Consider the following 12164-nt stretch of genomic DNA (forward strand, 5'->3'; position numbering starts at 1 on the left):
TCATTTTCTGGCATGACTGTTTCTGGCACGGTTTTTTCTTGCACTGCATTCTCTAAAACAGCTTTTTCTTGCGCGGCATTTTCCAACACTTCTTTTTCTGGCATGGTTTTGTCGGGAACGGTTTTTTCAGACGCGGTTTTTACCCTCGACTTGTTAACAATGGCTTTCTTCACTAATGGCTTAACAATAACCGCCTTAGCGACTCCTTTACAGGTTTTTTGAGGGGGGAATGCACTGATGCGTGTTGTGTCTAACCAGGAATTAACTTCTTCAAGGTCATTGACGTTTAGTGTTCCTGCCAGGTATTTTAAGTTTAATATGGCGTTGATGAAATTATATTGATCACGTGCTAACTGTTCTTGCGCTTCGAATAGACGTTGTTGAGCATTCACTACATCCACCATCGTGCGCGTACCAACCTGAAATTGTGCTTCAGTACTTTCTAACGAGTTTCGTTGAGAAACGATGGTTTGCCTGTCTGCTTTCACTTTGCTAATACCGTCAACAATAGTGTTAAAAGCAATCCGGCTATTAACAACCACATCTCGATAAGTTTGCTCCATTTGTTGACTAGATGTTTGAAAGTCAAATTGGGCTTGTCTTGTTTGAGACTGCACTAAGCCGCCCTGAAAGACAGGGAAATTTAGCGCTATAGCCACACTTGCGGTACTTTGCTTTGTTGGGATAAAAAATGAAGAGCCCGAGGATTGATTATGAGTTTGAAGGGCATTCCCTTGAATCGCAAGAGTAGGCCAGGCGCCTGCAGCTTGAACTTTGATTTTTTCTCGAGCAGCTTCAAGGCTATATTTGGCCGAGAAAAGTTTATAGTTTTGCAATAGTCCTGTGTTTACCCATTCATCCACATTATCAGGTTCGGGTTTAAGGAGTGGTATTTCACTATTGCGTAGTGGCGATAAATTCTCATAAATATGATTTGTTAATTTACGTAAATCTTCATTTCTATTAATTTGATTATTTCTTGCTGAAATAACCTCGGCTACCGATTGATCATAAGCCGCCTTTGCTTCATAAACAGAAGTAATGGCATCTAATCCTACTTTAAATCGTTGTTCAGCTTGCTCGAATTGGCGTTTGTTAGCCCGTTTTTTTGCTTCTGCAAAATTAAGAGTATCTCTTGCTAGCAAAACGTCAAAATAGGCCTTGGCTGTTCGCAGAATAAGATCTTGTGCCGCATCGTTGAAGGTTGCTTGCGCAGCCTTAACGGAGGCTTTGGCTTGTTGTACTTGTGCCCAGGCCTGGTAGTTAAAAACAGCCTGTGAGGTGGTAACCTGCCATTGATTACTATTGTATGTGGCTTCGACAGAAGAACCTCCGGCACTTACATTCTCAATGTTACGAGCAGCCTGAGTATTGACTGTTAATTGCGGGTACAAGGCTGCACGGGCTTGCGGGATAGCCTCTGTGTTAGACATGTAAGTGCTATAAGCTTGTTTGAATTCTGGGTCATTCTCCAATGCTTGTTGATAAATATCCATCAAATCCGTGGCATGAGACAGAGAAGAAAAGCCAATAGTCAATGTCAAGCATAACAGCGTTTTTTTCATACGAGCTTGTCCTAGAAAACAAATTCTTTCGGTTTTAATTTATCAATTAAAGGAGGAATATTGGTTTCAAAAAGTAATTTTGCATGCCATTTTCCGTCATAACCTAGTTGATGTAATTGGCCTTGCATTACTGGCTCTTTGCCAATGATGGCAAATAATTTTCCACCTGGTAAGAGTTGCAGGCGGTGGGTTTCTTGAAGTTCTTCAATAGAACCTGTGAAAACCATAATATCGTATGGAGCCTGGTCAAGCCAACCTCGAGAAGCATCGCCAGTGATTAATTCAACATTCGTGCAATGATATTCATGCATTTTGCGTCGAGCATGATTAGTAAAATCAGAGAAATAATCAACACTAATGACCTTTTTACTTAACCGACTCAATAAAGCGGTTAAAAAACCTGTCCCGGTTCCGACTTCTAAAACGGTTTCATTCCCTTTGAGCTCTAACGTTTGTAATAATTTACCCTCTTCCAGAGGAGTCATCATTCTTTGTCCGTGTGCTAATGGGATTTGCATATCTGAGTAGGCAAAATGTTGTAGATTATGGGGCACAAATTCATGACGAGGAATCTCCTCATATAAAGAAAGAATGGTTTCATCAAGAACCTCGCCTGTGCGAAGCTGTTGCTTGACCATATTAACTCGCGCATTTTGACTAGTCATTGGTAATTCACCGTTACTTTGAATATCTAGGTTAAAACGTTGCGGGCATTTTAGCAAGAATTGATAAAAGGTGCGATTCCTTAACGAGAGATTCAGCAATTTTTATATAATTTATTTAATGAGTGTTAGAGGTAGAGAAGAATTGCACGATTCCATAGTGGTGTTGTGTAAAATTTGTTATTATTTGCGGCTTTGTTGATTACAGGAGATTGATGTGGTTGAGCGATTTACTGAATTTTTGCAGTCAGAGATAGACACACTCAAAAAAGAAGGGTTGTATAAAGGGGAGCGTGTTATTACTGGTCAACAGCAGGCTGCAGTGACAGTGAAAGAAGGAAAAGTTATTAATTTATGTGCAAACAACTACTTAGGTCTTGCTAATCATCCCACTTTAATTGCAGAAGGGCAGGCAGCGCTTGAAAAATATGGTTATGGGATGGCCTCTGTACGCTTTATTTGTGGAACCCAAACTCCTCATAAGGACTTGGAAAAGAAAATAAGTCAATTTTTAGGAATGGAAGATACCATTCTTTATTCTTCTTGCTTTGATGCAAATACCGGGTTGTTTGAGACTTTGTTGGGGCCAGAAGATGCCATCATTAGTGATGCCTTAAATCATGCCAGTATTATCGATGGTATTCGTTTGTGTAAGGCAGCACGTTTTCGTTATGCAAATAATGATATGAAAGATTTGGAAGAGCAGCTTAAGGCTGCCAAAGATGCTCGCTTTCGTTTGATAGCGACGGACGGTGTCTTCTCAATGGATGGTATTATTGCCAATTTACCCGCCATTTGTGAATTAGCTGAGCGCTATGACGCAATGGTGATGGTTGACGATTCTCATGCGGTTGGATTTATGGGGGAAACCGGACGTGGAACCCCCGAGTATTGTGGGGTCGCTGATAAAATCGACATTATCACTGGCACTCTTGGTAAAGCGTTAGGTGGTGCTTCAGGTGGATACACTGCTGCCCATGCAACAATAATCGATTGGTTGCGACAACGCTCAAGACCCTATCTTTTCTCAAATACATTAGCGCCCATGATTGCTCATAGTTCTGTTGCAGTTCTCGACTTGCTTCAAAACAGTAATGAATTGGCTCAAAAGCTAAAGCGCAATAGTCAATATTTTAGAAATGGCATGACTAAACTTGGTTTTAATTTGGTTCCCGGCGAACACGCGATAATTCCAGTTATGCTGGGAGATGCTGCCTTAGCTGGAAAAATGGCAGCTCGTCTTCTTGAAGAAGGAATTTATGTTGTAGGATTTTCTTATCCTGTAGTCCCCAAAGGTAAAGCACGCATTCGCACTCAGATGTCTGCAGCTCATGAATTGGAACATTTGGATAAAGCATTGGAAGCGTTTGCAAAAGTAGGTAGAGAACTAGGTGTAATCAATTAATTCGACAGTGAGATTAACCTGGGTAATTAATTTTTTAGGGGAAATGCATGAAGTCCTTAGTAAAAGCAAAACGTGAACCAGGAATATGGATGGAAGATGTTTCCGTACCAGAATATGGAGTGAATGACGTCCTTATTAAAATTCAGAAAACAGCTATCTGTGGTACAGATATTCATATTTATAAATGGGATGAATGGGCTCAAGCAACAATACCTGTGCCAATGACTGTCGGACATGAGTTTTATGGTGAAATCGTTGAAGTTGGGCGTGAAGTACAGGGTTTAAAGGTTGGTCAACGTGTCTCCGGTGAAGGTCACATTACTTGTGGTATGTGCCGCAATTGCCGTGCTGGAAAGCGTCACTTATGTCGTAATACTCTAGGGGTTGGTGTTAATCGTCCTGGCTGCTTTGCAGAGTATTTATCATTACCGGCGAGTAATGTTTTGGTTCTACCTGACAATATTACTAGTGATCAAGCATCTATTCTTGATCCATTTGGCAATGCTACACACTGTGCCTTAGCTTTTGATATGGTTGGCGAAGATGTTTTAATAACAGGTGCAGGGCCAATAGGGATAATGGCAGTTGCTATTGCCCGTCACGTTGGTGCACGTCATGTAGTCATTACTGACGTTAATGAGTATCGCTTGGAATTAGCGCGGCAAATGGGCGCATCAAGAGCTGTTAATGTAAAATCCCAATCAATTAAAGAAGTCATGAGCGAATTAGGGATGTTAGAAGGTTTTGATGTCGGTTTAGAAATGTCTGGAAATCCCGTGGCATTCAATGACATGGTGAAGACTATGAATCACGGGGGCCATATCGCTATGTTGGGTATTCCACCCCAAGAAACTGCTATTGATTGGAATCAGGTTATTTTTAAGGGATTAGTGATTAAAGGTATTTATGGCCGAGAAATGTTTGAAACCTGGTATAAAATGATAGCCATGTTACAAAGTGGTTTAAACTTAGAACCTGTTATCACGCATCATTTCCCTGTAGCTGATTATCAAAAAGGGTTTGAAATTATGGCCTCAGGACAATCTGGAAAAGTTATTCTTGATTGGACCTAGTGGAATTTAGTTCACATCATTGATGAGGGTCGCAGACTCATCAATGACTTTTCTAAAGAGTTTCCCCTCTTGAGAAATTAAGCTGTTTGGTTTACTTTTCTGCGCTTGCTTTTGAAGATGGAGCACCTTATGTCGTCGCAATATATTTTTACCATGAATCGCGTTAGCAAAGTCGTTGATAATCAACGCTTTATATTAAAAGATATCTCGTTAAGTTTTTTTCCTGGAGCTAAAATTGGTGTTCTAGGTTTAAATGGTTCGGGTAAATCAACGTTATTGCGTATCATGGCCGGTGTTGATACACATTATGACGGCGAAGCAAGACCTCAGCCTGGAATAAAAATTGGTTATCTGGCGCAAGAACCGGAATTGGATTTAACCAAAACGGTGCGTGAGGTAGTAGAAGAGGGTGTCGCTGAAATTAAAGCTAAACTTACTCAGTTTGATGAAATCAGTATGCGTTTCGCCGAACCAATGAGTGATGATGAAATGAATGCCTTGCTAACCAAACAAGGTGAGTTGCAAAATGATATTGAAGCCTGTGGCGGTTGGGAACTTGATCGACGCCTGGATGTAGCTGCCGATGCTTTGCGACTACCTGACTGGAACGCTATAGTAAGCCAGCTTTCAGGGGGAGAGCGTCGTCGAGTGGCACTGTGTCGACTATTATTATCTAACCCTGACATGTTATTGCTCGATGAGCCTACTAACCATCTTGATGCGGAGAGTGTTGCCTGGCTTGAGCGTTACCTTGAAGAATTCCAAGGCACTGTGGTTGCAATTACCCACGATCGTTATTTCCTAGACAATGCAGCAGAATGGATTTTGGAACTGGATAGAGGCGAAGGTATTCCCTACAAGGGCAATTACACATCCTGGCTGGAACAAAAAGAAGCTCGCTTAGAAATGGAAGATAAACAGCAGGCTGCTCATCAACGAGCGATTAAAGCAGAGTTGGAATGGGTACGCACCTCGCCAAAAGGTCGTCATGCTAAAAATAAAGCAAGACTGGCACGATTTGAAGAAATGAACTCCAAAGAATTCCAAAAACGTAATGAAACAAACGAACTCTATATTCCACCAGGTGAGCGCCTGGGAGATTTAGTGATTGAAGCGAAGAATTTGCGTAAATCATTTGGCGATCGATTATTGATAGACGATTTAAGTTTTCAATTACCCAAAGGGGGTATTCTTGGCATCATTGGCCCCAATGGCGCAGGAAAATCAACCTTTTTAAAAATGATCACAAGTCAAGAAAAACCTGATGCTGGTGAAATCCGTATTGGAGAAACAGTTAACTTGGCTTATGTTGATCAAATGCGCGATGATCTTGATGCGAACAAATCGGTATGGGAAGAAATTTCCGATGGTCATGATATTATGCAAGTTGGCTCCTTTCAAATGCCCTCACGTGCTTATGTCGGTCGCTTCAATTTCAAAGGTGGTGATCAGCAAAAGAAAATGTCGCAGTTATCAGGAGGAGAGCGAAATCGCGTTCACCTAGCGAAGCTTTTGAAACGAGGTGCGAATGTGATTCTACTTGACGAACCAAGTAACGATTTAGACGTGGAAACACTTCGTGCACTCGAAGAGGCTTTATTAAACTTCCCTGGCTGCGCGATTGTTATTTCGCATGATCGCTGGTTCCTCGATCGAATCTGTACCCATTTAATGGCATTTGAAGGCGACTCGCAGGTTGTTTTCATTGAAGGAAACTATACAGATTATGAAGCGGATAGAAAGCGACGTTTAGGAGATGCAGCGGATAAACCGTCACGGATTAAATATCGTCGTTTAGATGCTTAATAAAAGTGTGGTAGCATGATGTCTACCTCACCATGATGTCTTAATAACTAAAAAGAGAGAATGATTTACCATGAATAAGTTGTTGTTGTGGGTTGGCTTATTGTGTCTAGGACTAGCAGGCTGTATGCCATACTGTGATGAGTCTTGCTATATCACGGACGACGTTGGAGTTGTTCATCGTACTACTCATTACACTGTAGATAAAAGAGGCCAGGACTATTTCCCTGTAAAAGCGCCTGCAACGGGTAAAAAGCAATTTATTTTCGATCCTAAAGCTTTTGCTTGGGCAGCTTATGATCCAGACGGTAATCGCGTCATGACAGGTAGTGCTTCTGGTGGTAAAGATGTTTGTGATGAAAATCAAAACCAATCTTGCCGTACTGTCACAGGGACTTTCCATGTTTACAACAAAAAAGGTATTGACTGCCGTTCAGGCGAATATCCTGTAGAAACGACAGGGGGCGCCAAAATGCCTTACTGCATGTATTTCTTCCAAGGATATACAATCCACGCTGGATATGAAGTACCGTATTCAAATACCAGCCATGGTTGCATAAGAGTACTACCTAGTGCTGCTAAATGGTTAAATGAAGAGTTCATCACAATAGGTACACAAGTCACGGTACTCCCTTATGCTGATGAAGATAAGGTACACTAATTCATTAAACCACTACATGATGCATCTTGTATCATGTAGTGGATGCACTTGCAGTCTCAATATATTTAAGAATTAACCCTGCATTTTTTTCACCTTTATCAAGAATTCGTTGATAAAATTCAAGTATAATTTTTGCTTCGACCGCTCTATCTAAATTGGGATTATCCGGATTGTGGAAGGTGCCTTCTACTGTATCATTGCCATACTTGTTGATTAAAGCCTCAAAGATTTCATTAAGCAGTGTTTGACCTTGATTAATTTCCTCAGGAGAAAGAGCGAGTTGAGGGGTATTAAGTGCGCTTTGTATAATGTCTAGTTTGGCATCCATTAATTTCTTTGAAAAATCTCCAGGAATTTTTTCGACTTCATCGATAGAAACCTGGTCTGCAAATTTATCGGGGAACTCCGAAAATAGAATAAGTAGGGGATTAATTTTTAAAATTTTATCATAGTATTCGGCGGTAATTTTAACTTCATTATATAAAGACTCATTCGTAGCATGAGGAGTATACTTCGTTAGCTCTGCAGAAATAAAATCAACGGTGTAAGGCAAGATATTTTTTGCATGATTATAAACAATATCGTGTTTAGCTTTGTCGATGTAGTTTTGAAAAGCCAAGGGTGACTTTTCGGCGAGAAGAGCAAATAGGGGTGATTCTTTTTTGAGATCGGCCTCAAAAGTTTTTGCGTGATAAAAAGGAGCAATATAAAGTTTGGTATAAATTAGTACAGGAATAAGGATAATGACAAGTAAGATCCATGATTTTTTAAATTTAATTCCGCGATAATGCTGAATGAGTGCGACAATTAAGACGGTTAATACAACAACTATGCTATATAACCCGATCATAATTTAGCTTAGTGAGTTTCTTTCCCTAAATACTAGCTTGCAATCGCCAAATTCGCTAATTTTTTCAGGTTTATATTGAATGTTTTTATCTTATTAAGAGTAATTTTTATATAAGAATATATTAATAAATCGTTAAGAAAATGAATGTAAACTTTACAACCAATGCGCTACAAATGCTGAGTAAGAGTAAATGAAAAAAAATAATGCACTCAATCAACAAGGAAGTCCTGTAACTGACGCAAGCTCCAACAAGAAAAAAGAGAAAACAGAAAAGGTTCCTACTCTGAAAATGCTTGCCGCTCAAGCAGTCAAAAAGAGCAATCCACTGTTGTTTTTTCAACTTAACATGGAGCTTTCACCTGAAATCCAGCAGAAATATGTGGAGGAACCTAAAAAAGAGATAATTAAGAAAGCAGAAGAGATTTATCTTGAGAAAGAACAAAAACGTTCAGAGAAAGTGGAGAAGAAAAGAGAAAATCTTAGCACCCATGAGTGTTTTGTTAAAGGAATGAGTTGTGTGGGTGGAATCGTTTTAACAGGGATTTATTTAGCTGTGGCAATACCGGTTTTAAACGCGATTAAAGCAGATACTAATACCCAAGCGACAACTTATGCACTGACAATAGTTGTTTATACGGTAGGAAATTGTTTCGGGATGTGTTTTGCTAGTAAAACAGCGAAACTATTGGTTGAATGCTGTACACCTAAAGTCTCACCTGAAGTTGTAGATTTGGAAAATGCTCTACCAACACTGAACAATTTGTAAAACTAGCATTGCCATCCTTTGCTGGCACATATCTGCTCGTAAGCCTTGCGAATTTTTTGTGTTTTCTCATTTGCCACTTTTATCATCTGCTCAGGCAATCCCTGAGCAATTAGTTTATCGGGATGGTTGCGACTAATTAAACGGCGATAAGCCCGTTTTACTTCTTGCTTATTGGCATTTTGATCAATTTCTAATAGGGCATAGGCATAGGCAAGACTATTAGTCGATGTCTGATAGTTAGAGTATTGCCGTTGTTGATCCGAGGAACTTTGAGATTGAGAGCGCTGTGAGGATTGTGATGATCGAAACCCAAAATCCTCATAGAACCGATATTGCTGACGGATGGGGGCAAAGCCTAAACGTCTGAAGACGACATCCAATGCGTGCATCTTGGCTTCTGAGAATTCATCAGTCTTGGCAGCCCGATATTGAATATCCATAAATAATTTCAATAAATCTGGATTGTCATTGCATACCTGTTCTAGGCGGTTTAGCATCTCTGCCAAATCAAATGTTATTGATTTTCCTTGATTGAAGAATTTCTTTGCTAATGTTTTTTGCTCGCGACTTAATCGCATCTCATCCATAAGTGTTTTGGCCATTTGAATTTCTTCCTCGGAGACTCGACCATCCGATTTAGCAACGTAACCCATCACTGTAAAAGTGGCTTCGAAAAAAATCTTTTGAACGGCTTCTCGACGCTCTTTGTGGTAGTGCCAGTGAGGTCGATTGAAATGCTCAACGATACCGCGATCAAAAAAATTTCCAATAAGGATTCCAAAGAGGGCACCGGCAGGTCCTCCAATAAGATAGCCGAAAAAAGCACCTAGCACTTTTCCCCACCAGTGATAATGATTAAAAAAATCACGTAAATTCATGCGGTTGATTATCCAGTTTGTTTTCTTTTAAGAACTCTTCCATTCTAAGCTTAATTATATGCCTAGAGTGCAAATTATGCAGAAATTAACTTTTTTTTATCAATGAGAGCATAATACTAGCATTATGCTTGACTCTGTACTTGTAAATCCAGCATTTCAAGCGACAAATACTTAAGCGCTGCATTTCAAGCTCGCCCCTTCTTTCGAATTGCATTTTCCTAAAATTTATAATCATTTAAAATTTTTAATCGCAAAAGAGCAAAATAAATATATACTTGCTTTTTTTTCTCTGGATAAGATATGCGACTAGCCTACTCCTTAATGCTCTATATACTTACTCCATATTTATTGCTCAGACTCTGGTGGAAAGGGCGACAAATTCCTGGATACAGAGAGCGCATTTCAGAACGTTTCACACTTAGTCCTATAAAACAAGAGGAATTCGATGTATGGGTCCATGCTGTTTCTTTGGGCGAAGTGATTGCGGTAACGCCTTTGATTGATACATTATTGCAAAAGCAGCTGCGTATTTTGATGACTACGATGACACCTACAGGTGCTGAGCGTGTTCAGCAACGCTTTGGCAACAAAGTTTCGCACCAATATGTTCCTTATGATTTGCCTGATGTTGTGGGGCGTTTTTACAAAAAGAATAGACCGAAAGTTGCGGTTTTTGTAGAAACAGAATTATGGCCAAATTTAGGTTTTTACGCCCATCAAGCAAAAATCCCTCTTATCCTGGTGAATGCTCGTCTTTCTGAGCGCTCCTATCAAGGCTATAAAAAAGTAAAATTTCTTTTCAAACCTTTGCTGCAACAATTCAATTATATCTTGGCTCAAACAGAAGATGACGCTAAACGTTTTATAGCATTAGGAGCAGATACTAAAACCGTTAATGTATTTGGTAATATGAAATTTGACTTGCAGACCCAAGATATTAATCAGCAATTGTTTACTGAGTTAAAAGCAAAATGGGGTAATGAGCGAGTGGTAATGATGATTGCCAGTACTCATGAGAGTGAAGAAGAGCAAATACTTTCGCAATTGAAAAAACTACAGGCAGCAATCCCCAAGCTAATACTCCTAATTGCTCCAAGACATCCTGAACGTTTTCAAAAAATACATCAATTATGTAGAAATATGGGATTTAATACTGGGCTTCGCTCGCAAATAGAAACCTTAACACCAGAAAATGAAATCATTGTATTAGATTCTCTAGGGGAACTATTAGGATGGTATCAAGTAAGTGATTATGCGTTCGTAGGAGGAAGTTTTGTGCCTGTTGGTGGTCATAATGTCCTTGAGCCTATAGCGATGAAAGTCCCTGTATTCAGTGGGCCACACGTTCATAATTTTAAGACGATTTGCCAAGATCTTAAAAATGCAGAAGCGATTGAGCTGGTTGAAAATGCCGAAGAATTAATTGCGCGAGTTGTTACTCTTCATCATGATAAAAATCGAAAAGATCAATTGATAAAAAATGCGACGCAAGTTCTTGAAATGAACAAAGGTGCTGTAGCACGATACGCTGAGAGAATAGAGAGTGCTCTTAACGCTATTCGCTGAGGTTTAGTCGCTATTCTCAAAGAGTGACAACTTCATTAAATAGCACGCGTGTTTACAACAAGGCTTACTACACGCTTGCTTACTATGCTTTACAATAACGCTTACCATGCTTTACAACAAAGCTTACTATGTCGCGCGGCTTGTCCGCGGGAACCAGCTTTATTGCAAATATATAGATCCCGCGGACAAGCCGCGGGACGTGGGATATCAAGCAGTAGGACGTGGGATATCAAGCAGTAGGACTTGGGATATCAGGTAGTAGGATATGGATACCAAGCCGGAGACATTGGTATGAACAAGATGCGAGGCTTATTAAGATAATCAAGAAAAACTAATGATTTGTCAGATCATTTGATCTGACAAATCAGCAAGACAAGACACTAATAGACCAATGAGAAATTAACTACCTTGGTTTTGGCGCTCTTTGATTTCAGACAAGGTCTTACAATCAATACACAAAGTTGCAGTCGGTCGAGCTTCCAGGCGTCTTAATCCAATTTCAATGCCACAGGCTTCGCAATAGCCAAAATCCTCATCACGTAGACGCTCTAACGCATCTTCGATTTTCTTAATGAGTTTACGCTCTCTATCACGAGTTCTGAGTTCAAGACTAAATTCTTCTTCTTGACTGGCTCTGTCAGAAGGATCAGGAAAATTAGCCGCTTCATCCTTCATGTGCGTTACTGTCCTGTCAACTTCCTCCATCAGTGATTGGCGCCATGCAAGCAAAATTTTCTCAATATGAGCAAGTTGCTTGTCATTCATGTACTCTTCGCCATCCGTTTCCTGGTATGGTGCTATTCCCATGTTGCTAACGGCGTCATTTTTCACGTTTCGTATACTCTCATTGGTTGAATCGATTATTTGTTCTGGCATCAATGCCTCCTGCTATTGCATCCTCTCGTCATGCCACTGTGGCACACGATCGAAAACCG

Annotated in this window: 11 protein-coding genes and 1 pseudogene; 7 read left to right on the forward strand and 5 right to left on the reverse strand. The window is 40.1% G+C overall.

Annotated elements, in window-relative coordinates; all coding sequences use genetic code 11:
* The first annotated feature begins 12 nt into the window (after positions 1–12).
* Positions 13–222, forward strand: coding sequence for a pentapeptide repeat-containing protein (locus LHA_RS17630; protein ID WP_370447955.1), 210 nt, complete (start codon positions 13–15; stop codon positions 220–222).
* On the opposite strand, the pseudogene LHA_RS03780 reads toward LHA_RS17630, so the two are convergent.
* A pseudogene (locus LHA_RS03780) lies at positions 207–1565 on the reverse strand (TolC family outer membrane protein); the annotation flags it as partial. The gene LHA_RS17630 and the pseudogene LHA_RS03780 sit on opposite strands and share 16 nt — an antisense overlap.
* A gap of 11 nt (positions 1566–1576) precedes the next feature.
* A complete protein-coding gene (locus LHA_RS03785; protein ID WP_045107381.1) occupies positions 1577–2230 on the reverse strand; it encodes a protein-L-isoaspartate O-methyltransferase family protein in 654 nt (217 codons plus the stop codon).
* Between the two features lie 214 nt (positions 2231–2444).
* On the opposite strand from LHA_RS03785, the gene LHA_RS03790 reads away from it, so the two are divergent.
* The 4 genes from LHA_RS03790 to LHA_RS03805 all read left to right on the forward strand — a co-directional run bounded on the left by LHA_RS03790 (position 2445) and on the right by LHA_RS03805 (position 7169).
* Positions 2445–3632, forward strand: a complete 1188-nt coding sequence (locus LHA_RS03790) for a glycine C-acetyltransferase (RefSeq protein WP_045105353.1) — start codon at positions 2445–2447, stop codon at positions 3630–3632.
* A gap of 47 nt (positions 3633–3679) precedes the next feature.
* Complete coding sequence (tdh, locus tag LHA_RS03795; RefSeq protein ID WP_045105354.1) at positions 3680–4705, forward strand: L-threonine 3-dehydrogenase; 1026 nt, start codon at positions 3680–3682, stop codon at positions 4703–4705.
* Positions 4706–4834: 129 nt separating this feature from the next.
* On the forward strand, positions 4835–6511 hold the full coding sequence (gene ettA, locus LHA_RS03800; RefSeq protein WP_045105355.1) for an energy-dependent translational throttle protein EttA: 1677 nt from the start codon (positions 4835–4837) through the stop codon (positions 6509–6511).
* 70 nt (positions 6512–6581) lie between these two features.
* Positions 6582–7169 carry a L,D-transpeptidase gene (locus LHA_RS03805; RefSeq protein WP_045105356.1) on the forward strand — a complete coding sequence of 196 codons (588 nt, stop codon included), beginning with the start codon at positions 6582–6584 and terminating at the stop codon, positions 7167–7169.
* A 31-nt stretch (positions 7170–7200) separates the two neighbouring features.
* Here LHA_RS03805 and LHA_RS03810 read toward each other — a convergent pair whose 3' ends face one another.
* On the reverse strand, positions 7201–8019 hold the full coding sequence (locus LHA_RS03810; RefSeq protein WP_045105357.1) for a hypothetical protein: 819 nt from the start codon (positions 8017–8019) through the stop codon (positions 7201–7203).
* 190 nt (positions 8020–8209) lie between these two features.
* Between LHA_RS03810 and LHA_RS03815 the strand changes: the two genes are divergently transcribed.
* Positions 8210–8785: a hypothetical protein gene (locus LHA_RS03815; RefSeq protein ID WP_045105358.1), complete on the forward strand. Its 576-nt coding sequence runs from the start codon at positions 8210–8212 to the stop codon at positions 8783–8785.
* A 2-nt stretch (positions 8786–8787) separates the two neighbouring features.
* Here LHA_RS03815 and djlA read toward each other — a convergent pair whose 3' ends face one another.
* Positions 8788–9663, reverse strand: coding sequence for a co-chaperone DjlA (gene djlA, locus LHA_RS03820; RefSeq protein WP_045105359.1), 876 nt, complete (start codon positions 9661–9663; stop codon positions 8788–8790).
* 300 nt (positions 9664–9963) lie between these two features.
* On the opposite strand from djlA, the gene waaA reads away from it, so the two are divergent.
* The gene (waaA, locus tag LHA_RS03825) at positions 9964–11229 is read left to right on the forward strand and encodes a lipid IV(A) 3-deoxy-D-manno-octulosonic acid transferase (RefSeq protein ID WP_045105360.1); all 1266 of its coding nucleotides are present in this window, start codon (positions 9964–9966) and stop codon (positions 11227–11229) included.
* A 399-nt stretch (positions 11230–11628) separates the two neighbouring features.
* On the opposite strand, the gene dksA is transcribed toward waaA, so the two are convergent.
* Entirely contained in the window at positions 11629–12105 is a 477-nt protein-coding gene (gene dksA / locus LHA_RS03830) for an RNA polymerase-binding protein DksA (protein ID WP_045105361.1), read from the reverse strand.
* Between the last annotated feature and the right edge of the window lie 59 nt (positions 12106–12164).

It is taken from the genome of Legionella hackeliae, assembly GCF_000953655.1.
Classification (GTDB): Bacteria; Pseudomonadota; Gammaproteobacteria; order Legionellales; family Legionellaceae; genus Tatlockia; species Tatlockia hackeliae.